Here is a 26,723-nt window from a genome sequence, read left to right on the forward strand (position 1 = left end):
GATCCGGTTCCGCATCCCGTCCGGCGACTCGTGCACCAGACCACTGGCGAGCGCCTCCGGCACGCTGGCCACCACCAGGTGCAACCCCATCTCGGCCACCCGCTGGTCCCGGTACTCCAACACCTCCGGGAAGTTGTGCCCGGTGTCCACGTGCATCACCGGGAACGGAACACCCGCCGGGGCGAACGCCTTCTGCGCCAGCCGCAGCATCACGATCGAGTCCTTGCCGCCGGAGAAGAGCAGCACCGGCCGCTCCAGCTCCGCCACCACCTCACGCATGATGAAGAGGCTCTCCGCCTCCAACTCATCGAGGTGGGACACCTGATAGGTCGTCGAAGCGATCATCCGCAACCCTTCCGAGCAGTCCGGCCAGCAACAGGCGACCCGAAACCGCAGCCGTGCGGCACGGAGCCCATCGGTCCACCATCATGTGACGTCCAGGAAAGATTACCGAACGGGTTTATGATGGTCGATCTAACCGGTTGATCCTACCGCGCCTGGATGAGTTTGCGGAGTCCTCAGTGGAATCCGTTTTCCAGATTTGACGATTGTTAAAGGAAGGTTAATTCAGCCGATCCGGGGAAGTGCGTCCCACCATACCGTCGAATACCGATCGGAACGGACCGTGGACTCAGCCGGCCCGGTGCGCCTGGATCGCCCGGCGCCGGGCCAGCCGGTGCGCCCGACGGATCTCCGCCTCCCGGTAGCGTCGCTCGTCCTCCGGCGTCTCCGGCAGCACCGGCCGCACCTCGCGGGGGCCGCCACCGACGTCGACACCGACGAAGACCAGGTACGCCGTACCCACCCGGACCGGCTCGGCCTCGGCCGAGTCCCACCGCTCGGCGACCACCCGGACCCCCACCTCCATCGAGGTCCGCCCGGTCCAGTTGACCTGGGCGTGGGCGTGCAGCAGGTCACCGACCCGGACCGGCTCGGCGAAGACGATCTCGTCGATCGCGGCCGTCACCGCCGTACCGCCACTGTGCCGGGCCGCAGCGGCACCCGCCACGTCGTCGATGAACTTCATCAGCACGCCACCGTGCACGGTGCCGTAGAGATTCACGTCGACCGCCGTCATGATCCGGCTCAACGTGACCCGCGAGTACGAGGTCGGCTTGCCGGCGGGGGCGGTGCTGGGGTGCTCGGTCATGGCGGAAACGGTACGGTGCGCGGATGCGACATCTCTGGAGCTTCCTCGCCGGGGTGGTGGTGGCGCCGGTCACCTGGGTGCTGATCACATTGGGTCAGGACGGGTCGGGCCGGACCATCAACCGCTGGGTCGAGGTCGGGACCTTCAACACCGCGAACCTGATCGAACCGGCCGTCTACCTCGCGGTGGCCGGTGTTCTGCTCGGGCTGGTGGGCACCCTGCGGACCTCGCCACTGGGTCCGCTGACCGCCGGCCTGCTGCTGGTCACGCCGTACGTCGGGATGTTCCTCGCCCCGTTCGACGTACGCGACCGGGTGCCGGACGGCTGGAAGGTGTTCGGCGACCCGCTGCCGCTGCACCTGCCGGTGGAGAACGGCACGCTCTTCCTGATCGGTGTGATGCTGCTGATCGCCACGTTCAGCGTGCAGCGCTGGCGGCGCTGGCCGGCCCGCGTCCCTGCCGCCGCCCCCACGGCAGGGACGTACACCCCGGACGAGGCCCCGACCCTCACCGACTGGCCCCCGGCCACGGAACCGGCCGAGCGGGACACCGCACCGATGAGCCTCGGCTACCCGGACGAGACGCCGACGGAGCCGCTCCCCCGCCGTGAGGCGGGTGCGTCACCGTGGTCCGCGCCGCCGGGCGGCGGACAGCAGCAGCGTCCCGCCTCCTGACCGGCCCGGGGTCGGGCCGGTCAGCACCGGCCCGACCCCGGGGAACCCTGTACGTGCGATCAGTCCTTCAGGAGCTGACGGGCCATCACGATCCGCTGGACCTGGTTGGTGCCCTCGTAGATCTGCGTGATCTTGGCGTCCCGCATCATCCGCTCGACCGGGTAGTCCCGGGTGTAGCCGTACCCGCCGAGGAGCTGCACCGCGTCGGTGGTGATCTCCATCGCCGCGTCCGAGGCGAAGCACTTGGCCGCCGCCCCGAAGTAGGTGAGGTCCGCGTCACCCCGCTCGGAGCGGCCGGCGGCGGCGTACGTCAACTGCCGGGCCGCCTCCAGCTTCATCCCCATGTCGGCGAGCATGAACTGGACGCCCTGGAAGTCGGCGACCGGCCGGCCGAACTGCTTGCGCTCCCGGACGTACCCCTTGGCGTAGTCGAGCGCGCCCTGCGCGATGCCGACGGCCTGCGCGGCGATGGTGACCCGGGTGTGGTCCAGGGTCTTCATCGCGGTGCCGAAGCCGCTGCCCTCGGCACCGATCATGCGGTCGGCGGGGATCCGGACGTTGTCGAGGTACACCTCACGGGTCGGGGACCCCTTGATGCCGAGCTTCTTCTCCGGTGCGCCGAAGCTCACCCCCGGGTCGGACTTCTCCACCACGAAGGCGGAGATCCCCCGGGAGCGGGCTGTGGGATCCGTCACCGCGAAGACTGTGTAGAACTCCGACACGCCGGCATTGGTGATCCACCGCTTCACGCCGTTGAGCACCCAGTGGTCGCCGTCCCGGACCGCGCGGGTCGTCATCGAGGCGGCGTCGCTGCCCGCCTCCGGCTCGGAGAGGCAGTACGAGAACATCGCCTCGCCGCTGGCCACCCGGGTGAGGTAGCGCCGCTTCAGCTCGTCCGACCCGGCCAGCAGCAGGGGCATGGTGCCGAGCTTGTTGACCGCCGGGATCAGCGAGGACGAGGCGCAGGCCCGCGCCACCTCCTCGATCACGATGGCGGTGGCCAGGGCGTCGGCACCGGCGCCGCCGTACTCCTCGGGGATGTGCGGGGCGTGGAAGTCGGCGGCCCGCAGCGCGTCGTACGACGCCTTGGGGAACTCGCCGGTCTCGTCCGCTTCCGCGGCGTTGGGGGCGACCTTGGCGTCACAGACCTCCCGGACCGCCGCCCGGATCGCCTCGTGCTCCTCCGGCAACCGGTAGACGTCGAACGACGGCTCTGTCGTCATCATGGCCCTCCCCTTGGCAGCTATCATGCCCAGCTGTAGCGTCTGGTCACCGTAGACCGTGCAGACTGTCACACCGCGGACCGCGCAGACTGAAGGATAGCGACCAACGTTCTGTTGATCCTTACCGCCGCGTAGGCTCACGGACTATCGCCGCGCCTGCGCACTCGGCGACCATATGAAGACCGAATGTCCCCTTCCGGTGCCCTAGGCCAGGCGCCGCTACCGATTGCGACGCAGCAAGCGCCGCCAGCGCGAGCGGAGAAGACAGGCGTGACGATCCCGTACCCGAGCACCCAGCCGATGCCGGCCATTCCCGCCGTCACCCCACCGTCGGGCGCCGCCCGGCCACGGTTGACGTTCCTCGGCACCGGCTACCTCGGCGCGACCTACGCCATCTGCTTCGCCGAGCTGGGCTACGAGGTGATCGGCTTCGACGTCGACGCCGACAAGATCGCCAAGCTCGCCGACGGGCAGGTGCCCTTCCACGAGCCCGGCCTCGACGAGCTGCTCAAACGCAACCTCGCCGCCGGCCGGCTCCGGTTCAGCACCGACATGGCGGAGACCGCCGCCTTCGGTGACGTGCACTTCATCTGCGTCGGCACCCCCCAGCGGGCCGACGGGATGGGCGCCGACCTCTCCTACGTCGAGGCGGCCGTGACCGGCCTCGCCCAGAACCTCACCCGCAAGGCGCTGATCGTCGGCAAGTCGACCGTCCCGGTCGGCACCGCCGAGTGGATCGAGCAGCTCGTCGGCAAGCACACCCCGGCCGACCTCGGGGTCGAGGTGGCCTGGAGCCCCGAGTTCCTCCAGGAGGGCTTCGCCGTCGAGGACGTGCTCCGCCCCAACCGGATCGTGGTCGGGGTGAAGACCGAGTGGGCCAACGGCATGCTCTACGCCGCCCACAAGGGGGTCTTCGACCTGGCCGCCACCGAGGACCGCGAGGTCCCCCTGGTGGTCACCGACTTCGCCACCGCCGAGCTGGTCAAGGTCGCCGCCAACGCCTTCCTGGCCACCAAGATCTCGTTCATCAACGCGATGGCCGAGGTCTGCGAGGTGGCCGGCGGTGATGTGACGCAACTCGCCCGGGCCATCGGGTACGACCCCCGGATCGGCAACCGGTTCCTCCAGGCCGGGGTCGGCTTCGGCGGCGGCTGCCTGCCCAAGGACATCCGCGCCTTCCAGGCCCGCGCCCAGGAGTTGGGCGCCGGGGAGGCGCTCCGGTTCCTGCACGAGGTCGACCTGATCAACCTGCGCCGCCGGACCCGGGTGCTCCAGCTCGCCGCCGATCTGCTCGGCCGCCGGTACGGCCCGGCCGGACCGGACCTGTCCGGCACCCGGATCGCCGTGCTCGGGGCCACCTTCAAGCCCAACTCCGACGACGTCCGGGACGCCCCGTCGCTCGCCGTCGCCGCGCTGCTGGCCAAGGCCGGGGCGGACGTCCGGATCTACGACCCGGAGGGCATGGAGAACGCCCGGCGGGCACAGCCCGACCTGGCGTACGAATCGACCATGCACGACGCGGTACGCGGCGCCGACCTGGTCTGCGTCCTCACCGAGTGGGCCGACTTCCGCAACGCCGACCCGGTCGCCCTCGGCGAACTGGCCGCCGGCCGCCGGGTCATCGACGGCCGGAACTGCCTCGACTCGGCACTGTGGACCCAGGCCGGCTGGGAGTACCGGGGCATGGGCCGCCCCTGACCCGGCACCGGCACCGGCACCGGCGTACCGACCGGTCCGTCGGCCGGGCCGGCCACCGGCCACCGGCCACCAACGACGATCCGACCCGGTCGTGGAGCATGCTCCACGGCCGGGTCTTTCGGTTACCGACCGGCGGGGAGACTATCGAATCAGTAGCTGATTCGGCATGCTTCGACAGTGAGGTCCACTGTGCGGTGCGCTGAACCGGAGGGGTGTCGTTGAGTAGCTACCAGTGCTCCTCCTGCGGCCGGGAGACGACTCCCGCCGTCCGCTGCCCGCACTGCGGCGCCGAGCAGGGCCCCCGGGCGGAGGACATCGCCCAGATCGAACGGTCCATCGCCGAGATGAAGGCGCGCGAGGCCGCGATCGCCAGCGAACAGCGCCAGATCGCCGCGAAGATGCAGGCCGCGCTCTTCCAACGGGACATCCTCGCGCACGCCAACGCCGAGAAGATCAAGCAGAGCACCCGGCCCCGACGGGTACTGCGCCGCCGGATCGGCCAGCGACCGCCCACCGCCGGCACCGGGGGCCCGCCCCGGGTACCGAGGCAGGGCGGCCCGGCCGTGAAGACCGGCCCCGGGGCGGCACCACCCCCGGGGAACGCGGCCTGGCTGGACGTGGACGACCCGGAGCACCCGCCCGAGGCCTCCTCCCGGGAGGTACAGAACGTCCTGCTCGTCCTGGGTGCGCTGCTGCTCGGCGTGGCCGCCGTGGTCTTCACCGCAATGGCCATCGGCTCCCTGGACGACCTGAGCCGGGTCGCCATCCTGCTCACCGCCACCATCGCGATGCTCCTGGTCCCGCCGGTACTGGCCCGCCGGGGGCTCACCGCCACCGCCGAGACCGTCGCCGCCGTCGGCCTGCTCCTGGTGCTGCTGGACGGGTACGTGCTGCGGACCGTCGACCAGTTGCGGTTCGAGGTGACCTCCGGCACCCGGTACGCCGCCGGGGTCTTCCTGGCGACCGCTGCGGTGGGCTTCGGGTACGCCGTGTGGACCGGCCTGCGCGTCCCCCGGTACGCCGCCGTCCTCGCCCTGCAACCGGTGCTGCCGCTGCTGGCGTACGACCTGGTGACCGGCCCGGCCGGCTGGGCCCTGGTCCTCGCCGTGCTGGCCGCCGTCGACCTGGCGCTGCTCCGGCTGGCCGGCAGCCACCGCCCCGGCCTGCTCACCGAACGGGTCCCCGACCCGGTGGCACCGGCCGCCGCCCGCACCGGGGCACCCCCACCCGGCCCGGGGACACCGGACGACGGCCCGGCCTCCCGGCCGGAGACCGATCCCGAGGAGGTCGACGCGGTGCTGCACGGCGCCGGCCCCGCCCGGCCGGCGACCGCCGCCCCGGTACCCGGCCTGCCGCAGCTGACCGGACTGCTGCACGGCGCCGCAGTCGTACTCGCCCTCGCCTTCGCGGTCGCCGCGCTGGTCCTCGCCGGCACGGTCGGCGCCGCCCTGGCCGCCGGGGCCGCCCTGGTCCTGGCCGCCGCGGTGAGCCTGGCCGGGGCGCTGACCGTCGGTACCCGGCCCCTGCCGGACCTGGCCGCCGGGATCTGCACCCTCGCCGTGATCGGGGCACTGGGCCGGTTGGCCTCGGTCGCCCTGCCCGGGCGGGCCCTGCTGCTGATCGCCCTGGTCATCGCCGGGGTCGGGGTGGCCGTACGCGCCCTGCCCGAGGCCGCCCGGCGGGGGCCGCAGCTCGCCGCCGCCCTCGCCCTCACCGTCAGCGGACTCGTCGTCGCCGGTGGGGCGGTACGCGCCGGCCTCGCCCCGATCCAGGCCGCCCTGCCGGCCTGGGCAGCCGACCTCGACGCGTACCCGGGACGGCTGGCCGCCTCGGTCGGGCCCGCCGCCTGGCAACTGGCCACGACCGCGTTCCTGCTCACCGTGGCTGCGGTGCTCTCCCTGCCGGCGGAGATCCGCCGCGAGTTCGCGGTGGCCGGCGTGGTCCTGACCGCCGTGGCGGTGCCCGCCTCGTTCGGCCTGGGCTGGGCCACCGCCCCCTGGCCGCCGGTGCTCGCCGCCGTCGGTATCGGTCTGACCGGTCTCTGGGCCGGGACCCGACGGGCCGCCCAGGCCCACGTCGTCGGCGCCGGGCTGGTGGGGGCGGCCGGTGCCGGCGCCGCCCTGGCCCGACCGGGCCTGACCGCCGCCGTGCTGTTCGCCCTGGCCGCCGCCGGGGTCCTGGCCATGGTGGCACCCCGGGTGCGCAACGCCCCGGCCTCCGCCGACCTGGTCTCCGCGTGGGGCGCGGGCGCCGCCGCGTTCGCGCTACCGGGCGCGGTCGCCGCCGCCGTCGCGTCGGCCGTCCCGGTCGACCCCGTCCTCACCCCGGCCGGGCTGCGGGCGGTGACGGTACCCGTCCTGGCGGCCAGCTTCCTGGCGGTCTGCGTGACCCTCGGCTACGCGGCCGTGGTGCAGGTGTCGCAGCGACAGATCGACCCGCCGCTGGCCGTCGGCACCGGGCTCGGCGCTCTCGCGGTCAGTGCCGCCGCGTTCAGCGCTCCCGGCGCCACCAGCGCCGACGCCTGGGTCGGGGCACTGCTGCTGATCGCCGCGACGCTGCTGGTGCTGGCCCCGTCGATCGACGCCGGACGCCGGGCCGACCATGCCTGGGACGGCGCCGACCTGGCCGCCGCCGCCGCGACCGCTGCCCTGGTCGGCACACTGGCCCGGATCGCCACCATCCTCGCCCCCGGCGCCCTGCTCGCGGTGGCTGCGGCGCTGGTGCTGACGGTCGCCGTCGGGGCCCGGGCCATGCCGGCCGACTGGCGGCGCGGACCGATGCTCGGCATCGCGGTCAGCGGCGGGGTGATCGGCCTGTTCGCCGGCTACCACGCCGTGGTGGGCGGGGTACGCGCGCTGGCCAACCCGGGCGCCATCTGGGCCGCCGATCTCAGCCGGTGGCCGATCGGCCCGGCGGAGGGCCCCGGTTGGGAGGTACCCGTCGCGCTGCTGCTGCTCGCCGGGGCCACCGCGATCCTGCTGCCCGCCCCCTGGCGGTACGACGTCCCCGGAGCCCTGGTGGCGCTGGCCACCGTCGGTGCCCCGGCCGCCCTCGGGCTGACCTGGTGGTCCCCGGTGGTGCTGGGTACGGCGGTGGCCACCGCGTACGCCGCCGCGGCCGTCTCCGCCCTCGACCCGCGCGCCGCGCTCTCCCGGGTGGTGGTGGCCGCCGTGGTGGCCCTGCACGCGGTGGGTGCGGGCCTGGCCCGTCCGTGGAGCACCGCCGCCGCACTCGGCCTGGTGGCCCTGATCGGGGTGATGGTGGCCGTGCTGGCCCGGATCGTGGCCGGCGGGCTGGTCGAGGACGTCGCCACCGACGGCATGCCGGCGCACCTGGGCCGGGTCGGCGGTGCCGGTACGGCCGCCGCCCTGCTCGCCCTGCCCGGCGCGGTCGCCGCCGCAGCGGCCGGGCTGGGCTCGCCGGCCGAGGTGATGCTCAGCGGTGCGCTCGCCGCGTCCAGCCTCGGGGTGGCGGTTCTCGCCCTGGTCCGGACTCGGGTGCCGCACTTCCTGCCCTACGCCACCGTCGGCGTGGCCGGCGGTGCCACCATCACGGCGCTGGCCTCGTTGCCGACCGACCTGCCGGTCGGGGTGTACGCCGCCGGGGCGGCCCTGCTCGGCGTCCTCGCCGAACTGGTCCGGGCCTCCACGACGCCGCCACCGGACACCGAGGAGCACGTGAACCGCTGGTCGGTACGGGGTGACGGGTCGTCGTGGGCGACGGCGCAACGGTGGCGGGCCGGCCAGTGGTCGACCAGCCCGGGCGCCGGGGCGCTCGCCGCCGCCGCGCTGCCCACCGCACTCGCCCTCGCCTCGGTGACGCCCACCCTGGTGGTCGCGCTGGTCGAGCCGTACCGGACGCTGAACCGGATCTGGCAGGGCCCACCGCCGGAACTGGTCACCCCGCCGGCCGACGTGGTGGACGTCACCCACGTGCTGGCCGCTCTGCTGCTCACCGTCGCCGCCGGGCTCGCCGCGACCGGGTTCAGCGGCGGGCGGCCCGCCCGGGCGGTACCGGTGGTCCTGCCCGGTGCGGCGGTCACCCTGCTGATCACACCGACCGCCCTCGGCATGGGCTGGCCGAACAGCACCCTCGCCGCGCTGACCGTCTTCGTCATCTCGATGCTGGGCCTGGCGCTGACCCCACCACCGCCACCGGCCGAACGGGCCCGGTCGCTGCGGACCGCCCGGGTCCTGGTGTTCGTGATCGGTCTGGCCGGTGGGGGCGCCGGACTGGCCGGCAGCCTCGCCACCCGGGGGCTGACCCTGCTCGCCCTGGGCGGGGCGGTGGCCGTCGGTGCGGTCGCCGCGCTCGCCGGGGCGACCCAGCGGGCCCGCATCCTGGGTTGGCTCTTCGCCTCGGTGATGGGGCAGCTCTTCGTGCTCACCGCCGGTCTGGTCACCGGCCTGCCGCCGGTGCTCTCCGCCTTCGGGGTACTGGCCGTCGGGGCGGCCCTGATGGTCCTCTCGGCCACCCTGCCCCGGCTGCGCCGCGTCGAGGCGTACCGCGAGGCGGCCACCGTCGAGTGGAGCGGGTACGCTGCCGCGCTGATCGCCCTGGCGTTGGCCTTCGACTCGCCCCGGCACATCGCCGCGCTGCTCGCCGGGTGGGGAGCCGTCCTCGGGGTGGCGGCCACCCGTCCGGGGCGCGGCCCCACCCAGCGACGGGTCCTGTTCTGGGCGGTGGTGGCCTGCGAGATCGTCGCCTGGTGGATCCTGATGCGGGTGGCCGACGTGGCGCTGCCCGAGGCGTACACCCTGCCGTTCGCCGCGCTGGCCCTGCTGGTCGGGCTGCTGGAGGTACGTCAGCGGCCGGAGCTGGGCAGTTGGGTGGCGTACGGGCCGGCGCTGGTCACCGCGTTCCTGCCGACCCTGGTGATCGTGCTGTTCACCGAGTCCGGCCCGCTGCGGCAGGTGCTCCTGCTGCTCGGCGGGGTGGTCACACTGATCTTCGGCTCGATCAGCCGGCAGCAGGCACCGGTGGTCGTCGGGGCGACGGTGACCGCGATCGCCGCGCTGCACGCGCTCTTCTCGCTCGGTCAGTGGCTGGTGCTGATCCCGGTCGGCCTGGTGCTGCTGGTGCTCGGGGCGGGCAACGAACGCCGCCGCCGTACCCAGGAACGCCTCCAGACGGCGCTGCGCGCCATGCGCTGAGGGGTAAGGAAGGGCCCCCTGTTAACGCATTCGGTAGAGGAAGGGCCCCTTCCTAACACCTGAGTCGGTCGACGCCACGGGGTGGGCGGGTCAGCTCAGCGAGGCGCGCAGCGCGGCGTCCTTCCGCTCGACCATCGCCTCCAGGTCGGCCTGGTACGCCGCCATCCGCTCACGCAGCGCCTCGTCGCCCGCGCCGAGGATGCGGACCGCCAGCAGGCCGGCGTTTCGGGCGTTGCCGATGGAGACCGTGGCGACCGGGATCCCGGCCGGCATCTGCACGATGCTGAGCAGCGAGTCCATCCCGTCGAGGTGCTTGAGTGGCACCGGTACGCCGATCACCGGCAGCGGGGTCACCGAGGCGACCATCCCGGGCAGGTGGGCGGCGCCACCCGCCCCCGCGATGATCACCTTGAGGCCGCGCGCGGCGGCGCTCCGACCGTAGGAGATCATCTTGGCCGGGGTGCGGTGCGCGGAGACCACGCCGACCTCGTAGTCGACGCCGAACTCGGTCAGCGCCTCGGCGGCGGCCCGCATCGTCGGCCAGTCCGAGTCGCTCCCCATGATCAGACCGACGACGCTCATTCCCGCCCCTCCTGCAACCACCGGGCCGCCCGTGCGGCGCGGACGCGTACCTCGTCCAGGTCGTCACCGAGCACGGTGACGTGGCCGATCTTGCGGCCGGGACGGACCTGCTTGCCGTAGAGGTGCACCCGGGCACCCGGTTCGGCGGCGAAGAGGTGGTGCAGCCGCTCGTCGATCGCCATGCCACCCTCCGGACCGCCGAGCACGTTCGCCATCACCACCACCGGCGCGGTCAGCGAGGTGTCCCCCATCGGGTAGTCGAGCACCGCCCGCAGGTGCTGCTCGAACTGCGACGTCCGGGCCCCCTCGATGGTCCAGTGCCCGGAGTTGTGCGGACGCATCGCCAGCTCGTTGACGACCAGACCACCGTCGGTCTCGAAGAGCTCCACCGCGAGCAGACCGACCACGCCGAGGGCGGTGGCCAGGTCGATGGCGAGCTGCTGCGCCGCGACGGCACGCTCCTCCGGCAGGTCGGGGGCCGGGGCCAGGACCTCGACGCAGATGCCGTCGCGCTGCACGGTCTCCACCACGGGGTACGCCGCCACCTGGCCGAACGGCGAGCGGGCCACCTGCACGGCCAGCTCCCGCCGCAGGCGTACCCGTTCCTCGACGATCAGCGGGGTGCCGCCGGCCAGCAGGGTCTCCACCAGCCCGGCCGCTTCCTCGGCGTCCCCGACCACCCAGACGCCCCGTCCGTCGTAGCCGCCCCGGGCCGCCTTCAGCACCACCGGCCAACCCACCCGCTCCCCGAAGGAGACCGCGTCGCCCGGGGCCTCGACCGGCTGCCAGGCCGGGTTCGGCGCACCCAGCTCGGTGAGCCGTTCCCGCATGACCCGCTTGTCCTGCGCGTGGCGCAGCGCGTCGGCGGGCGGGTAGAGCGTGACGCCCTCGGCGGCGAGGGCCTGGATGTGCGCGTTCGGCACGTGCTCGTGGTCGAAGGTGACCACGTCGGTGCCCTTGGCGAAGGTCCGCAGCGCGGCGAGGTCGGTGTGGTCGCCGTAATGCACGTCGGCCGCGACCAGCGCGGCCCCGTCCTCCGGCGTGAGCGCCAGCACACGCAGTGACTGACCGAGGGCGATCGCGGCCTGGTGGGTCATCCGGGCCAGTTGGCCACCGCCCACCATGCCGACAACGGGGAGACCGGTACGGGAGTCCATAGCGGCGCCAGCCTATCGGGGCGGGTCGGCGGGCAGCCAACCCGCCACCGGGTAGGTCACCCGCTCGCCGGGCCGGGCCGGTGCGGCCGGCCCGGCAGCCAGGTGACCGGGGCAGGTGTTAGCAAGGGGCCCTTCCTCTACCGGAAACGTTAACCGGGGGCCCTTCCTTACCGCCCGAGGCGGGCGATCAGCTCCTCGGGTGAGGTGACCGGACGCTCGCAGACGAAGCCCCGGCAGACGTACGCGGTGGGTCGGCCGTCGAGCATCGGCCGGTCGGCGAGGAGCGGCACCCCGGGCTGGTCGGGGCGGCCCGCGACGATCACCGTGCCGGGCGGGGCGTGCCGGTACGCCGCCACGACGAGCGGGTCACCGGTCGGCTCGCCGGTGACCACGGCCACCTCGTACGGGCCGGCCAGCAGCGCCTCGCCGACCGTGGCGGCGTACCCGGTGAACCGGGCGTGCCGGCCGACGACCGGTGCCACGGTGGCCAGCGCCGCCTCGGCGGCCTCCCGGTAGCGGGTCTCGCCGGTCAGGGCCGCGTACGCCACGAGCGCGGCGCTGACCGCCGACAACCCGGACGGGGTGGCGTTGTCGGTCGGGTCGGCGGGCCGGGTGACGAGCCGTTCGGCGTCGTCGGCGGTGTCGTGGAAGCCGCCGTTCGGCGCGGCGAACCGGGCCAGCGCGGTGTCCAGCAGGTCCCGGGCCAGGTCCAGCCACCTGCCTTCGCCGGTGAGCTGGTGTACGGCGCAGAACGCCTCGGCGACGCAACCGTGGTCCTCCAGGACCCCGGCCGGCTCGCCGACCCGACCGTCCCGGGAGACCCGGCGCAGCCGGCCGTCGACGAGGTGCACCGAGGCGAGGAGTTCGGCGGCCCGGATGGCCGCCGACGCGGTGACCGGGTCCCCGGTGAGCAGGCTCTGCTCGACCAGCGCGGTCACCGCCAGCCCGTTCCAGGCGGCGACCACCTTGTCGTCGCGGGCGGGCTGGGGCCGGGTGGCCCGGACCTCCCGCAGCCGGGCCCGGACCCGTGCCCAGCGCTGCGCCACGGTCGGGTCGACGTCGTCGACGTCGCGGGCGAGTTTCAGCACGCTCGTGCCGTGTTCGAAGGTCCCGGCCGGGGTCACCGCGTACAGGTCGGCGGCGAACCGGCCGTCCTCCTCGCCGAGCGCCTCGACGAGCTGGTCCGGGGTCCAGGCGTAGGTGAGCCCCTCGACGCCCTCGGTGTCCGCGTCCAGCGCCGAGGCGAACCCGCCCTCGGGCGTACCCAGGTCGTCGATCATGAATGCGGCGGTCTCGGCGGCGATCCGGGCCGCCATCGGGTCGCCGGTGAGCCGCCAGAGCTGGGTGTAGACGCGCAGCAGCAGCGCGTTGTCGTAGAGCATCTTCTCGAAGTGCGGCACCGTCCAGTGCCCGTCCACCGAGTACCGGGCGAACCCGCCGGCGAGCTGGTCGTAGATGCCGCCCCGGGCCATCGCCTCGCAGGTGTGCCGGACGATCTCCAGGTCCCGGTCCGCGCCGGTGCGCTGGTGGTGCCGGAGCTGGAAGAGCAGGTTCATGTGCGGCGGGAACTTCGGGGCCCCGCCGAAACCGCCGTTCGTCGGGTCGTACTCCCGGGCGAGCTGGTCGGCGGCGGCGTCGAGCAGCTCGGCGGTGAGCGGGGCGGTGGGGCCGCCGACGGCCTGGGCGCCGCCGATCGCCTCCAGCACGGCGGCCCCCTGCTGGAGTACGGCGTCCCGCTGGTCCCGCCAGGCGGTGGTGACCGACTGGAGGAGCCGGAGGAAGTTGGGTCGGGGGAAGTAGGTGCCGCAGAAGAACGGGGTGCCGTCGGGGCTGGCGAAGACGGTCATCGGCCAGCCGCCCTGCCCGGTCATCGCCTGGGTGGCGGTCATGTAGACGGCGTCCACATCGGGGCGTTCCTCGCGGTCCACCTTGATCGCCACGAAGTTGTCGTTCATCAGCGCGCCGACCGCGTCGTTCTCGAACGACTCGTGGGCCATGACGTGGCACCAGTGGCAGGCCGCGTACCCGACCGAGATGATCACTGGTACGTCCCGCCGTTTCGCCTCGGCGAACGCCTCGTCGCACCACGGCCACCAGTCGACCGGGTTGTCCGCGTGCTGCTGGAGGTAGGGGCTGGTGGCGCTGGCGAGTCGGTTCACCCGACGACCATATCCACCGGCGCCGGGCACCGCCCGCCGCTTCCTCCGCTGGCACCACCCGCCGCTTCCCACGCTGGCACCGCCCGCCGCTTCCGCCGCTGGCACCGGTGGCGCCGCCCGGTCCACGCCGCCGGGTTATGACGCGTGCGGGATGACCCGGCAACCAACTGACACATGTCAATCTGTGCAGGAGCCGGCGAGCCGTCCGTCGGACCGTCCGGGGAGGACACCATGCGCAGATTCCGAGCCCTGACCGCCCTCTCGTCGGCCGCTCTCGTCGCGGTCGGACTGATCCCCGCGCCGGTCGCGGCGGCCGTGGTCGAGCCCACCGCCCGGGTCTCGGCGGCCACCACGGTGGGCATCCACAACGCGTACGAGCGGAGCACCTACACCTACCTGGCCCAGGCGCTCGACACCCGGGCCGGCCTGATCGAGCTGGACGTCTGGCCGGACATCTTCACCGGGCAGTGGCGGGTCAGCCACTCCAACCCGCTCGGCAACGACAACAACTGCGTGGCCGCCACCAGCCCCGACCAGCTCTACACCGGCACCCGGAACAAGAACCTGGAACACTGCCTGGACAACATCCGGCTCTGGCTGGGGGCCCACCCGGACGCCGGTCCGCTGCTGCTCAAGATGGAGCTGAAGACCGGATTCAGCAGCCGTACCGGGCAGGGGCCGGTCCAGCTCGACGCGCTGCTCGCCGCCCGGCTCGGTGCCGCCGTGTTCCGGCCGGCCGAGTTGAAGGGCAGCCACCCCACCCTGGACACGGCGGCCCGGGCGGATGCCTGGCCGACCCGGCAGCAACTCGCCGGCCGGGTGATCGTCGAGCTCATCCCCGGTACGGTCGAGGAGAGCAACCCGACCGACACCCTGTGGACGGACGTGGAGTACGCCCGGCACCTGGCCGGACTCGCGGCGGCCGGCACCCTGGACCGGGCACAGGCGTTCCCGGCCGTGCACCGGGCCCAGGCCGGCGATCCCCGGACCCGGTACGCCGACACCTCCCTGCGCCCCTGGTTCGTCCTCTTCGACGGGGACGCCGCGGCGTACGTCACCGGCGGGATCGACACCGCCTGGTACCACACGAACCACTACCTGGTGGTGATGACCGACGCGCAGAACGTGCCCCCGGCGGTCGGCTCCGGTGACCTGGCCGGCGCGCAGGCCCGGGTGGCCGAGTTGGCCGCCCGGCACGCCACCGTCGCCTCCGCCGACTGGGCCGCCCTGCCCCAGGTGCTGGACGACGTCCTTCCCCGGGGCTGAGCCGCGCCACGACCACCCGGGCCGGCGGTCGACGTCCGCACCGCCGGACGCGTCGCTGGGCCGGCAGCAAGCGCCGTCGCCAGGAGGCGTCGTGGGGCCGGCAGCAAGCATCGTCGCCAGGAGGCGTCGTGGGGCCGGCAGGAGGCGTGGTCGCTAGGAGGCGCCGTCGGCGCGGAGCGGAAAGACCGGCGCCTTCGCCGAGTCGAGCAGCGAGCCGAGCACCGCAGTGATCTTGTCGGCCGGCATCGGCTTGAAGAAGTGGTACCCCTGCGCGGAGGTGCAGCCCAGCTCGGCCAGGGCCGCCCGCTGCTCGGCGGTCTCCACCCCCTCGGCGACCACCCGCAGCCCCAGCTCCCGGGCCAGCCCGACGGTGGTCCGCACGATCGCGGCGGCCTCCGGCGAGTCGGCCATCCGGATCACGAAGGAACGGTCCACCTTCAACTCGTCCACGGTGACCCGGGTGAGGAAGGTCAGCGAGGAGAACCCGGTGCCGAAGTCGTCCACGGCCAGTTGCACACCCATCGACCGGAGCGTGGCCAGCACCTCGTCGATCACCTTCAGCTCACTCATCACCACGGTCTCGGTGATCTCCAGGACGAGCCGTTCCGGGGGGACCTGGTGCCGGCGCAGCGCCTCACCGATCACCGCCGGCAACCGGGGATCCAGCAGGCTGCGCGCCGACAGGTTGATCGAGATGGGTACGTCGAGTCCCTCGTCGGCCCACTGGGCGGCCACCCCGAGGGCCTTGTCCACCACGTACCGGGTGAACGCCCCGAGCTGCTCGCTGGCCTCCACGGGGCGCATGAAGTCCGCCGGGCTGAGGAAGCCGCGCCGGGGGTGGCGCCAGCGGATCAGCGCCTCCACCCCGGTCGGTGCGCCGGTGTCGAGGTCCACCGCCGGTTGCAGGGCCAGCACCAGCTGGTCGTCGACGGCCAGCGCCTCGCGCAGCTCGGCGAGGAGGGCGAGCTGGTCGGTGCTCGCCGCGTCGGTCGCCGGGTCGTACTCGGCGACGCTGGTGCCACCGCTCTTGGCCTGGTACATGGCGATGTCGGCCCGGCGCAGCAGCTCGGTCATGTCGGCCGTGCCGGCGCCGGCCACCACCACCCCCACCGACGCCTCCACCGAGATGCGTACCCCGGCGACCTCGGTCGGTGCGGCCAGCCGTTCCACCATCTCCCGGGCCTGCCGCAGCGCGTACGACCGGGGAGCGGCCCGGTCGGCGCGGACCGGCACCGACGTCATCAACAGCGCGAACTCGTCCCCGCCGAGACGGGCCAGCAGGTCACCGGGGCGGGCGATCTCGCCGAGCCGGGCGGCGGTCAACTGGAGCAACTCGTCCCCGGCGACGTGCCCGAGGGTGTCGTTGACCTCCTTGAACTGGTTGAGGTCGAGCACCAGCAGGGCCACCGGGTGATCGTGGGTGAGCCGCCGCAGCGTCCGGTCGCCCCGGGTGAGCAGGGCCGCCCGGTTGGCCAGGCTGGTCAGTGCGTCGTGCACCGCCTCGTACGACGAACGCGCGGTCAGTTGCCGCAGTTCCCGGTGCGTCGCGGCGTCGTGCAGGGCGGCGGCCAGCGCGTCGGAGTACGCCGCCAGCGCGTCCCGCTCCCGGGGACCGGGCCGGGCGGTGCGGGGGAACCGCACCCGCAGCTCCCCGATGTGCGTCGTACCGACCCGCAACGACCGGGTCAACTCCTGCTCGCCGTGCTCGGCGGCCGGCCCCGTCGGGAGATCCCGCTCGACGATCCGCCCGCTGGCGTCACCCCGGTACCGGCTCAGCCGGCCGTCGGACCGGCTGACGTCCACCTCGACCAGTTCCGCGCCGAAGAGGCCGAGCGCGCCCCGCACCCCAGCCAGGGCGACCCCCCGCTCGTCGAGCTGGTTCAACGCGCTGGTGGCCTCGGCGAAGGCCCGCCAGATCCGGCGTTCCTCGTCGGCCCGCAACCGGTACCGGTAGGTCTGCTGGAGCAGCCAGAGCGGTGCCGGCAGCAGCAGCAGCCAGCGCGGGTCGAGTTGCAGCAGGGCCAGCACGACCAGTCCGACGACCACGTTGCCGACGAACATGAGCAGCTTGCCGCGGAGTGCCGCAAGCAGTGGCGGACCGAGCGGCAGGCCGTGCCGCAGGGCCAGGCCGAGCCCGCCGAGGAGGGTGCTGGCCAGCAGGTAGGTGGCCGATCCGGCGATCAGGGCGAGCGCCATCACCGGGGTCAGGTCGGCGCCGAACGGGCGACCGAGCCCGGTCGCGACGACGGTCCCGAGCGCGACCGCGGCGGTCAGCGAGCCGGCGATGTGGAGCAGGTCCAGGACGGGACGCCGGTCGGCGGCGATCGACATGCCGAGCCAGGCGAGGCCGGCACCGATCAGGGTGGCTGCGGGCAGCCAGCCGGGCGGCACGAGTTGCAGGCCGATGATGAGGGCCGCCTCGCCCCAGGTGATGTTGACCATGCCGGTCGCGGTGCGGAACCTGAGCCGGGCGAGCTGGGCCAGCCCGAACAGCGCGACCGCGGTCGCGAAGCGGACCGGCGGCGGGAGGACGTCGTCCGGCGGCAGGGCCGACGGTGCGGTGAAGCCGATGACCGCGGCCAGCAGGGCGGTGGCCAGCACCGCCGTGGTGAGCGCGCGGATGCGCAGCGGGGTGGTCCGGGAGGCCGTCGGGCCCTGCGGGTCGTGCCCCGCGCCGTCCGTCGTCACGGACCACCGCCGACAGTGGTACGCCAGTCGGCGACCTGACGCCTCCGCACCTGCTCCGGGGCGCCCGATGGCGAGCCCGTCATCAGCGCCCCCTTCGCACACGGTCCGGGAACTTTTGGTCCCCCCGGCGGAAGGCTAAGCCAAAGCGGGGAGGCGCAACAGGGGGCGTCGCCCCGGTTCGCCGTGAATCATGCCGTGAAGTGCCCGTTACCGTGCTGCTGGTGCCGCTTGGGCGCCGTTACCGAGATTCCTCACTTCTGGTGCCAGGTGTCGGATCAAGGACTGAAGAATCCGCCCGGGCGGTGCCGGGTGCGGCGCCCGGCCGGTCGTCGAAGCTCTCCGGCAGCCGGCGCAGCCGCGCGTTCATGTTGCGGATGAGCAGCACGGTGGCGATGCCGAGCAGCACGATGAGGAACAACCCCGCCGGCCCGGCGAGGCCGCCCGACCGGGTGTCCCCGAAATTGTTCTCCGCGAGCACCTGCGCGAGGGTCAGCATGATGTGGTTCCTCCGTTGGACGGTCTGCGACCACGGTACCCCGGGCCGGGGTCAGCGGGCATGGGCCGTCTCCCGGACCCCGGCGAAGAGGTCGGATTCGGGCACCGGGCTGTCGACGAACGAGCGGACCAGCTCGAAGTCCTCGGTGGGCCAGGCGCGCTTCTGCAGCTCCATCGGCACGTGGAACCAGAACCCGTCCGGGTCGACCTGGGTGGCGTGGGCGCGCAACGCGTCGTCGCGGACGTGGAAGTAGTCGGCGCACTCGACCCGGGTGGTGATCCGGGGGCCCTTGTCCGGCCGGTCCTCCCAGCGCTTGAGCCACTCGCCGTACGGGGACTCCAGACCGGCCTCGATCATGCCCTCGTGCAGCGCCATGATCTTGCCCTTGGAGAAGCCGATGTCGTAGTACAGCTTCAGCGGCTGCCACGGGTCGCCGAGCTCCGGGAAGCGCTGCGGGTCACCGGCCGCGTCGAAGGCCGCCACGCTGATCCGGTGACACATGATGTGGTCCGGGTGCGGGTAGCCGCCCTCCTCGTCGTACGTGGTCACGACGTGCGGACGGAACTCGCGCATCAACCGGACCAACGGACCGGCGGCCACCTCGACGTCCTGGAGCGCGAAGCACCCCTCGGGCAGCGGCGGCAGGGGATCCCCCTCGGGCAGCCCCGAGTCGACGAACCCGAGCCAGGCCTGCTCGACGCCGAGGATCGCCCGGGCGGCGTCCATCTCCGCCCGACGGATCTCGGCGATGTTGGCCCAGACGTCGGGACGGTCGAGTTTCGGGTTGAGCACGCTGCCCCGCTCACCACCGGTACAGGTGACGACCAGGACCTCGGCCCCTTCCGCGACGTACTTCGCCATGGTGGCCGCGCCCTTGCTCGACTCGTCGTCGGGATGGGCGTGCACGGCCATGAGCCGCAGTTGCTCTGCCAACGTGGCACTCCTCGTCTGTGCCCGCCACCCGCCGCGCGGACCGGGCCGGCCTGCCGGACGCTGCCCACCCGGCGGGTGCCCGCACACCCGTGACCTGAGAGGATGGGTCCGGCACCGGGGGTGCCGGCGGTCGGCGGACCGGACTCGGCGCCGGCGTGCCGGCGGCGTGAGAATGGGACTCGGCGCCGGTGGGGACCGGCATTGTGTGGACCCGACCGGCGCAGGACCGACGGTGCGGACAATAGGACTCTGCCATTCTGGCCGATGAGACCGACAACGATGGTAGGAGATGCCCGGTGGTGAGCGAGACCCACGCCACATCCGCCCCGGTCTTCCCGCCGGGCCGGTACGGCCGCCGTCGGGCGGCGGGACGACGTCGCCCGGTACTGGCCGCACTGCTGGCGGTCGCGGCCGTGGCCGTGTCCGGCCTGGTCGCGTTCCGCCTCTACCAGCAGTACGGACACCCGGACTACGACGCCGAGGTGATCACCTACACCGGGATCACCGACTCGCGGATCCGGATCGACTTCCGGGTCACCGTACCGGCGGGCGGCGCGGCGGTCTGCACGGTGCGGGCCCGGGCCCGGGACGGCGGCGTGGTGGGTCTGGCGGAGGTTCCGGTCGCTGCGGCCCCCGGCGCACGGAAGGTCGCCACCCGGTACGAGCTCGCCACCACGGCCCGGCCGTTCATCGGTGAGGTGCTGCGCTGCCGGGCGGCGTAGTGAGCCGGGTCGCCGCCTGACCCACCGGCGGTCGGCCGACCCACCCGGAGCCGGCACACGGTCCGTCACCCGCTGTTCCTGTCGGACCACCCGGGCACACTGTCCGGTGACGGCCACTGCGGCCCGGTCACCGGTTGTCCGCGAGTGATCACCGGCAGCCGGATATGTGCCGCACTGGTAGTTTGGTAATTCACCCATCAGCCAGTTAACCAACGAGGAGTTCGCCAGTGTCCACTGACAACGAGGCGCCCGCCACCTGGCTGTCCCAGGACGCGCACGACCGTCTCAAGGCGGAACTCGACGAGTTGATCGCCAACCGTCCGGTGATCGCAGCTGAGATCAACGCCCGGCGCGAAGAGGGCGACCTGCGGGAGAACGGCGGCTACCACGCCGCCCGTGAGGAGCAGGGCAAGCAGGAGGGGCGGATCCGCTACCTCCAGGAGCTGCTCCGGACGGCCCAGGTCGGCGACGCACCGAACGCCGACACGGTCTCCCCCGGCATGGTGGTGACGATCTACTTCGACGACGACAGCGACGACACCGAGACGTTCCTGCTCGGGTCGCGCGAAATCTCCTCGACCACCGACCTGACCGTCTACAGCCCCGAGTCGGCACTCGGCAAGGCGATCCTCGGCACCCGGCCGGGCGAGGCGGTCACCTACACCGCCCCGAGCGGCGCGGACATCAAGGTCACCGTCGTCCGGTTCGAGCCGTTCAGCGGCTGACCACGGCACCGGCTCCGGTCCCCCGGCCAGCGACACCGGCGCCGCCGGGGAGTACTCACTCCCCGGCGGCGATCCCGACCTGGTAGCCGCTGGCCCGCAGTGCGCTGATCAGCTTGTCCGAGTGCTCCGCCCCGCGGGTCTCCACCGACAGGGCCACCTCCACCTCACCGAGCCGCAGGTGCGGATTCGCCCGCTGGTGCTCGACGTCGACCACGTTGCCCCGGTGCTCGGCGATCTCCCGCAGCAGCGAGGCCAACTGCCCGGGCCGGTCCGAGCAGCGGACCGTCATCCGCAGGTAGCGTCCGGCAGCGGCGAGACCGTGTTCGATCACCCGCAGCATCAGCAGCGGATCGATGTTGCCGCCGGAGAGGACGGCCACCACCGGTGACCCGACCTCCACCACCCCGGCGAGCAGCGCGGCGACGCCCACCGCGCCGGCCGGCTCGACCACCTGTTTGCCCCGTTCCAGCAGCATCAGCAGCGCCCGGGAGATGTCCTCCTCGGAGACGGTGACCATGTCGTCGACGAGTTCGCGGACATGCGCGAAGGTGATCTCCCCGGGCCGGCCCACAGCGATCCCGTCGGCGATGGTGGCGAACTCGGGCAGCCGTACCGGCTCACCGGCGATCAGCGAGGGCGGGTACGCCGCCGCGCCGGCCGCCTGCACACCGATGACCCGGACGTCCGGGCGGAGCGCCCGGGCGACGACCGCGATCCCGGAGACCAGGCCACCGCCGCCCACCCCGGTGACGATGGTGCGTACCTCCGGGCACTGCTCCAGGATCTCCAGCGCCACCGTGCCCTGCCCGGCGATCACGTCGGAATGGTCGAAGGGATGGATGAAGACCGCCCCGGTCCGCTCGGCGAAGTCCTGCGCGGCGACCAGGGACTCGTCCACCGTGCTGCCGACCAGCTCGATCCGGGCGCCGTACCCCTTGGTCGCGGCGACCTTGGGCAGCGGCGCACCGGCCGGCATGAACACCGTCGCGTCGATGCCGAGCAGACCGGCGGCGAGGGCGACCCCCTGGGCGTGGTTGCCGGCACTTGCCGCCACCACCCCCCGGGCCCGTTCCGCCGCCGACAGCCGGGCGATCCGGACGTACGCGCCCCGCACCTTGTACGACCCGGCGCGTTGCAGGTGCTCGCACTTCAGCCAGACCGGACCGCCGAGCGCGGCGGTGAGCGGTCGGGACGGCTCCATCGGGGTGGTCCGGGTGACCCCCGCGAGCAGTTCCCGGGCGGCCTGTACGTCGGCGAGCCCGACCAGATCACTCATGCCCCGATCGTGCCACCTGCCTAGCCGGCCCCGATGGGCGGCGGGACCTGCACGTCGGCTGGCGGGACGACGGGTGGGCCGGTGGAACCGGACAGCAGCTGCCAACCCCGGGTGATCCTGGCGTCCTGTGCCACGGAGATGCGCCGAATCAACACGACAAGTAGCGTTCCCGCGACGATCCCCGCCGCCCCGCGCAACCGCCCCGGCCGGGGCGGTCGGCCGCTCTGGTGCGGCCACGCTGGTCGGTCAACGGACAGCGGTCGACCCGGTATCGACCCGGGGGTAGCCGGGAGCGTGCCGGGGCCACGGCGCGGCCAACTCGAACTGGCCGGCCACCCCGAGCAGCAGCAGCTCCGAGCCGGGCGGGCCGACCAGTTGCACCGCCACCGGCAGTCCGTCAGGCCGACGACCGACCGGTACGACCAGTGCGGGCAGGCCGGCGATGTTCCACGGCGCGGCGTACGGGGCGTACCGGATGTTGGTGGTGAGGTTGGCGCGCCAGGACCGGGTCGCCCAGCTCGTGGCGGCCGGCGGGACGGCCGCCAGGGCCGGGGTGAGCAGCAGGTCGACCGAGTGGTCGGCGAAGAACCCGACGGACCGTTCCCGCCAGGCCGCCCGGTCGGCCTCCCGGACGTACCCGCGCCGCTCCGCCCACTCGCCGAGCGCGACGTGCCGGCGGCTGCGCCGCTGGAGGGTACGCGGGTCGAGCCCGGCCGCCCGCACGTCCTGCGCGGCGGCGGCGAACCAGGTGGCCAGGCCCTTGAGCCCGAGCGTGGTGGGGTACACCGGGTCGGCCGGTACGGTGTCGTGCCCGGCGACGGCGAGCAGCCGGCTGGCGGCGGCGACCGCGTCCCGGTTCGGCGCGTCCGGGTTGACCCCCTGCACCGGTGACCGGAGCGAGACGCCGACCCGCAGCCGCTGTGGTGGTACCAGCTTGTCGGGGCGGCGACCGGCGAGCACCGCGAAGCCGAGCGCGGCGTCGGCCACCGTGCTGGCCAGCATGCCCTGCTCGGCCAGCCCGAACCAGTCGGTCGCGCCGAGTTGGCTGGGGACCACGCCCCGGCCGGGCTTGAGCCCGACCAGGCCGCAGCAGGCGGCCGGGATGCGGATCGAACCGAGGCCGTCGTTGCCGTGCGCGATCGGGACCAGTCCGGCGGCGACGGCGGCCGCCGCGCCGCCGGAGGAGCCGCCGGGGGTCCGGTCGGGCTGCCAGGGGTTACGGGTGACCGCGCTGGCGTCGTCGGTGACGCCCCAGAGTCCCAGCTCCGGCATCCGGGTCACCCCGACGATCACCGCGCCCGCCCCGCGCAGCCGGCGGACGATCTCGTGGTCGTCCTCGGCGACCGGGGTACGCGCGGCGGCCGATCCGTTCCAGGTGGGCAGCCCGGCCACCGGGGTGTTCTCCTTGACCGCGACCGGTACCCCGGCCAACGGCAGGTTGGCCAGATCCTCCTGCTCGTCGACCTTCTCGGCCTCGGTGATCGCCTCACCGCCCCGGACCGCCCGGAAAGCAGCCAGCTCCCGGTCGGTCCGGTCGATGTGGTCGAGGTGGTCGGCCACCACCTGGGTGGCCGACGCGTCACCGCGCCGGACCGCCCGCGCGATCTGCTTTGCCGTCGCGCCCACCCAGGTCGGCATGATGTCCTGCACGGCCACCCTCCCCAGCCAGCGGTTCAGCCGAGCGCCTGCTCCAGGTCGGCGAGCAGATCGTCGGCGGTCTCGATGCCGACAGACAGTCGCACGAGATCGGCGGGAACTTCAAGCGGCGAGCCGGCAACACTCGCGTGTGTCATCTGACCCGGGTGCTCGATCAGCGACTCGACCCCGCCCAGCGACTCGGCGAGCACGAACAGCCTGGCCCGGTTGCAGATCTCGACCGCGTGTTCCGCTCCGCCGACGGCCCGGAAGGAGATCATCCCACCGAACCGGCGCATCTGCTTGGCAGCGACCTCGTGACCGGGGTGGTCCGGCAGCCCCGGGTAGATCACCTGGGCGACCTTGGCGTGGCGGCTGAGGTAGTCGGCGATCCGTTCGGCGTTGTCGCAGTGCCGGTCCATCCGTACCCCGAGCGTCTTGATACCGCGCAGGGTCAGCCAGGCGTCGAAGGGGCCGTTGACCGCACCCATCGCGTTCTGGTGGTAGCGCAACTCCTCGCCGAGGTCGGTCGAGGCGGTGACCAGCGCACCCCCCACCACGTCCGAGTGCCCGCCGATGTACTTCGTGGTGGAGTGCACCACCACGTCGGCACCGAACGCGATCGGCTGCTGGAGGTACGGCGAGGCGAAGGTGTTGTCGACGGCCAGCAGGGCACCGGCGTTGTGCGCGACGGCGGCCAGCGCGGCGAGGTCGGCGATGCCGAGCAGCGGGTTGGTGGGGGTCTCCACCCAGACGATCTTCGTCCGGCCCGGGACGACCGCGGCGCGTACCGCGTCCGGGTCGGAGACCTTCGCCGGGGTGAAGTCCAGCCCCCAGCGCTGGGCCACCCGGGCGAAGAGCCGGTACGTTCCGCCGTACGCGTCGTCGGGGATGACCACATGGTCACCCGGGGCGCAGACGGTACGCAGCAGGGCGTCCTCGGCGGCCAAGCCGCTGGCGAAGGCGAGCCCGACCTGACCGCCCTCCAGGGCGGCGAGGCACTCCTGGAGCGAGTCACGGGTCGGGTTGCCCGAGCGGCTGTACTCGTAGCCGAGCCGGGGTGCACCTACCGCGTCCTGCGCGTAGGTGCTGGTCTGGAAGATGGGCGGGATCACCGCGCCGGTCCGGGGGTCGGGTTCCTGGCCGGCATGGATCGCCAGAGTCTCGAAGCCGTACGTCATTCCCGTGAGGCTAGTCCCCGGGCCCGGCGGGGACACCCCGACCGGCCAGTGGGTCCGACCCGTGTCGTTCCCGCCACGGTGCGGTCGTTGCCAACATCGATCATATCCCTCCATCTCGGCAGATTGACGAAAGGACCAAACTACTGAACCGTCAACAGAAACATGACCACCTCCATTTACCACTCTAAAATTCCCACAGGTGTCTTCTCACCGATCCACCGCGACCGAATGGGGAATGGCGTGAGCAGGAAGACCCGAAGGATTGGCGGCGTGCTGACCGCACTCGCCCTCGCCGGCCTGGCCGGCGCCGCCGTACCCGGCCCGGCCTCGGCCAGCAGTCCGTTGGTTGTCCAGTGGTCGTTGTGCGTGGCCACCGTCGGCCCGTACGCCGGAGGGCTCGACTGCGCGGCGTACGCCACCGGTGGCACCGCCCCCCTCACCTACGTCTGGACCCCCCAGTACTACCCCGGCAGCCAGTGGCCGGTCACCGGAAGCTCGGTACGTGTCGGCTGCAATCCGGGTACCTGGTCGACCGTCGCGCTCACCGTCACCGACAGCGCGGGCCGGGTCGCCTACGGCGGTGGGAGTGACTGGTGCAACATTCCCGGCCAGGATCCGCTCTGATCTGATCCTGGTCTGACAGGTCCACCGGGGTCAGCCCCTACCCTGGCCGGGTGGAATGCGTCTTCTGCGCGATCGTGACGGGCCGGATAGCGGCGTTCCGGGTGGCGGACGAGCCGGCCGGGGTGGCGTTCCTGGACACCCGGCCGGTCTTCCGGGGCCACGTGCTGGTGGTGCCCCGCGACCATCTGGTCACCCTGGCCGACCTGCCGGTCGGGGCGCTGGCCGACTACTTCGGGCTGGTCCGTCGACTGTCCGTGGCGGTGGAGACCGGCCTCGGCGCGGGCGGGACGTTCGTGGCGATCAACAACCGGGTCTCCCAGTCGGTCCCGCACCTGCACACCCACGTGGTACCGAGAACGAAGGGCGACGGGCTGCGCGGCTTCTTCTGGCCGCGTACCCGGTACGCCGACGACACCGAAGCCCGGTCGTACGCCGACCGGATCCGCGCCGGGCTGCAAGGGATGTAAGGAAGGGCCCCCGGTTAACGTTTTCGGTATAGGAAGGGCCCCCTGTTAACACCCCCGGTCTGCGACCATTCCTCCGTGCAGATCGTCGAGCGGGACGTCGTACGGCTGGTGGTGCTGGACTCCGACGACCGGGTGCTGCTCTTCCACACCCGCGACCCCACCTACCCGGAGCAGGGCACCTGGTGGGAGTTGCCCGGCGGCGGGCTCGAACCCGGTGAGACGTACCGCGAGGCGGCGGTCCGTGAACTGGCCGAGGAGACCGGCATCGTGATCTCGCCCGACCAGGTCGGCCCGCCGAACTGGCGGCGGCGCGCGACCTTCCGCTACCGGGGCCGACGGCTGGTCAACAACGAGGTGATCGTCGCGGTCCGGCTCCCGACGCCCGGCCCGGCCGTGGTCGGTGACGCGCGGGTGGGGTACGAGGACGAGGACTACTTCGACTTCCGGTGGCTGCCGGTCACCGGGGTGATTGGCAGCACGGATCGTTTCTATCCGGGGCGGCTACCCGATCTGCTCGCCTCGTTCCTGGCCGGCGAGCAGATCGACGAGCCGTTCGAGGAATGGTCCTGAGGTTCACTGCCGGATACCGACGGAATAGTCGGCGTGCAACGATCATGGGTCGATGCTTCCGCAAGCCATGCCGGCAATCCTCGCCGACATAACCACGTCTTCATAAACCGCTGCTTCTCCGGTCTCCCCGGTCACCTCGACCGTCAGGTGAACACCAAGATGCAGGCCCCTCGTGCTGCCGATTGCCACATACGCTTCGCACGACGTGACCACGTTGTTCTGGTCGTAGCACGCCCAGCCCGCCACTGCGATAGCGTATTCGAAATCCGGCGGGAATCCACCTTCCGTCTCACCCCAGAACCGCAGACAGCCTGGCGGCAGTTGGGTCGGGGTCGGTTCGGGGG

At 72.9% G+C, this 26,723-nt stretch carries 22 protein-coding genes; 9 read left to right on the forward strand and 13 right to left on the reverse strand.

Going from position 1 to position 26,723, the window contains the following annotated elements:
- Positions 1-345, reverse strand: a 345-nt coding sequence (locus GSF22_RS09235; protein WP_208812877.1) for a phosphoadenosine phosphosulfate reductase domain-containing protein, incomplete at its 3' end; no start/stop codon positions are given.
- 286 nt (positions 346-631) lie between these two features.
- A complete protein-coding gene (locus GSF22_RS09240) occupies positions 632-1,150 on the reverse strand; it encodes an acyl-CoA thioesterase (RefSeq protein WP_208812879.1) in 519 nt (172 codons plus the stop codon).
- 23 nt (positions 1,151-1,173) lie between these two features.
- Here GSF22_RS09240 and GSF22_RS09245 point away from each other — a divergent pair, with 23 nt between their 5' ends.
- Complete coding sequence (locus GSF22_RS09245) at positions 1,174-1,824, forward strand: hypothetical protein (protein ID WP_208812881.1); 651 nt, start codon at positions 1,174-1,176, stop codon at positions 1,822-1,824.
- A 59-nt stretch (positions 1,825-1,883) separates the two neighbouring features.
- Here GSF22_RS09245 and GSF22_RS09250 read toward each other — a convergent pair whose 3' ends face one another.
- Entirely contained in the window at positions 1,884-3,047 is a 1,164-nt protein-coding gene (locus GSF22_RS09250; protein WP_208812914.1) for an acyl-CoA dehydrogenase family protein, read from the reverse strand.
- Between the two features lie 270 nt (positions 3,048-3,317).
- Here GSF22_RS09250 and GSF22_RS09255 point away from each other — a divergent pair, with 270 nt between their 5' ends.
- Both GSF22_RS09255 and GSF22_RS09260 read left to right on the forward strand, forming a co-directional pair.
- Complete coding sequence (locus tag GSF22_RS09255; protein WP_208812883.1) at positions 3,318-4,745, forward strand: UDP-glucose dehydrogenase family protein; 1,428 nt, start codon at positions 3,318-3,320, stop codon at positions 4,743-4,745.
- 218 nt (positions 4,746-4,963) lie between these two features.
- Positions 4,964-9,898 (forward strand): SCO7613 C-terminal domain-containing membrane protein, encoded by a 4,935-nt coding sequence (locus GSF22_RS09260; RefSeq protein WP_208812885.1) that lies wholly within the window; start codon positions 4,964-4,966, stop codon positions 9,896-9,898.
- A 90-nt stretch (positions 9,899-9,988) separates the two neighbouring features.
- Here the strand turns inward: GSF22_RS09260 and purE are convergent, their stop codons facing one another.
- The 3 genes from purE to GSF22_RS09275 form a co-directional block, all read right to left on the reverse strand.
- Complete coding sequence (gene purE / locus GSF22_RS09265; protein WP_208812887.1) at positions 9,989-10,480, reverse strand: 5-(carboxyamino)imidazole ribonucleotide mutase; 492 nt, start codon at positions 10,478-10,480, stop codon at positions 9,989-9,991.
- Complete coding sequence (locus GSF22_RS09270) at positions 10,477-11,637, reverse strand: 5-(carboxyamino)imidazole ribonucleotide synthase (RefSeq protein WP_208812889.1); 1,161 nt, start codon at positions 11,635-11,637, stop codon at positions 10,477-10,479. The genes purE and GSF22_RS09270 overlap by 4 nt, the downstream gene beginning before the upstream one ends.
- A 167-nt stretch (positions 11,638-11,804) precedes the next feature.
- Positions 11,805-13,796, reverse strand: a complete 1,992-nt coding sequence (locus GSF22_RS09275; protein WP_208812890.1) for a thioredoxin domain-containing protein — start codon at positions 13,794-13,796, stop codon at positions 11,805-11,807.
- Between the two features lie 231 nt (positions 13,797-14,027).
- Between GSF22_RS09275 and GSF22_RS35360 the strand changes: the two genes are divergently transcribed.
- Positions 14,028-15,062, forward strand: a complete 1,035-nt coding sequence (locus GSF22_RS35360) for a phosphatidylinositol-specific phospholipase C domain-containing protein (protein WP_208812892.1) — start codon at positions 14,028-14,030, stop codon at positions 15,060-15,062.
- A gap of 153 nt (positions 15,063-15,215) precedes the next feature.
- On the opposite strand, the gene GSF22_RS09285 is transcribed toward GSF22_RS35360, so the two are convergent.
- The 3 genes from GSF22_RS09285 to mca all read right to left on the reverse strand — a co-directional run bounded on the left by GSF22_RS09285 (position 15,216) and on the right by mca (position 19,179).
- Entirely contained in the window at positions 15,216-17,750 is a 2,535-nt protein-coding gene (locus GSF22_RS09285) for a putative bifunctional diguanylate cyclase/phosphodiesterase (RefSeq protein WP_439957754.1), read from the reverse strand.
- A gap of 238 nt (positions 17,751-17,988) precedes the next feature.
- Entirely contained in the window at positions 17,989-18,246 is a 258-nt protein-coding gene (locus GSF22_RS09290) for a hypothetical protein (protein WP_208812894.1), read from the reverse strand.
- Between the two features lie 51 nt (positions 18,247-18,297).
- Positions 18,298-19,179: a mycothiol conjugate amidase Mca gene (mca, locus tag GSF22_RS09295; RefSeq protein WP_208812896.1), complete on the reverse strand. Its 882-nt coding sequence runs from the start codon at positions 19,177-19,179 to the stop codon at positions 18,298-18,300.
- A 299-nt stretch (positions 19,180-19,478) separates the two neighbouring features.
- On the opposite strand from mca, the gene GSF22_RS09300 reads away from it, so the two are divergent.
- Together GSF22_RS09300 and greA are read left to right on the forward strand one after the other, a co-directional pair.
- The gene (locus tag GSF22_RS09300) at positions 19,479-19,901 is read left to right on the forward strand and encodes a DUF4307 domain-containing protein (RefSeq protein WP_208812918.1); all 423 of its coding nucleotides are present in this window, start codon (positions 19,479-19,481) and stop codon (positions 19,899-19,901) included.
- Positions 19,902-20,128: 227 nt separating this feature from the next.
- Positions 20,129-20,626, forward strand: coding sequence for a transcription elongation factor GreA (gene greA / locus GSF22_RS09305; RefSeq protein ID WP_208812898.1), 498 nt, complete (start codon positions 20,129-20,131; stop codon positions 20,624-20,626).
- A 55-nt stretch (positions 20,627-20,681) separates the two neighbouring features.
- On the opposite strand, the gene ilvA is transcribed toward greA, so the two are convergent.
- The 3 genes from ilvA to GSF22_RS09320 all read right to left on the reverse strand — a co-directional run bounded on the left by ilvA (position 20,682) and on the right by GSF22_RS09320 (position 24,718).
- Positions 20,682-21,902: a threonine ammonia-lyase gene (gene ilvA, locus GSF22_RS09310; protein ID WP_208812900.1), complete on the reverse strand. Its 1,221-nt coding sequence runs from the start codon at positions 21,900-21,902 to the stop codon at positions 20,682-20,684.
- Between the two features lie 246 nt (positions 21,903-22,148).
- The gene (locus GSF22_RS09315; protein ID WP_208812902.1) at positions 22,149-23,558 is read right to left on the reverse strand and encodes an amidase; all 1,410 of its coding nucleotides are present in this window, start codon (positions 23,556-23,558) and stop codon (positions 22,149-22,151) included.
- 17 nt (positions 23,559-23,575) lie between these two features.
- The gene (locus tag GSF22_RS09320) at positions 23,576-24,718 is read right to left on the reverse strand and encodes a cystathionine gamma-synthase (protein ID WP_208812904.1); all 1,143 of its coding nucleotides are present in this window, start codon (positions 24,716-24,718) and stop codon (positions 23,576-23,578) included.
- Between the two features lie 270 nt (positions 24,719-24,988).
- Between GSF22_RS09320 and GSF22_RS09325 the strand changes: the two genes are divergently transcribed.
- From GSF22_RS09325 to GSF22_RS09335, 3 genes are all read left to right on the forward strand, one after another.
- On the forward strand, positions 24,989-25,342 hold the full coding sequence (locus GSF22_RS09325) for a hypothetical protein (protein ID WP_208812906.1): 354 nt from the start codon (positions 24,989-24,991) through the stop codon (positions 25,340-25,342).
- Positions 25,343-25,392: 50 nt separating this feature from the next.
- Complete coding sequence (locus tag GSF22_RS09330) at positions 25,393-25,809, forward strand: HIT family protein (RefSeq protein ID WP_208812908.1); 417 nt, start codon at positions 25,393-25,395, stop codon at positions 25,807-25,809.
- A gap of 75 nt (positions 25,810-25,884) precedes the next feature.
- A complete protein-coding gene (locus GSF22_RS09335; RefSeq protein WP_208812910.1) occupies positions 25,885-26,379 on the forward strand; it encodes an NUDIX hydrolase in 495 nt (164 codons plus the stop codon).
- A 42-nt stretch (positions 26,380-26,421) separates the two neighbouring features.
- Here the strand turns inward: GSF22_RS09335 and GSF22_RS09340 are convergent.
- A partial coding sequence (locus GSF22_RS09340; protein ID WP_208812912.1) for a hypothetical protein occupies positions 26,422-26,723 on the reverse strand: 302 nt, incomplete at its 5' end.

The organism is Micromonospora echinofusca, from assembly GCF_017614955.1.
GTDB lineage: Bacteria > Actinomycetota > Actinomycetes > Mycobacteriales > Micromonosporaceae > Micromonospora > Micromonospora echinofusca_A.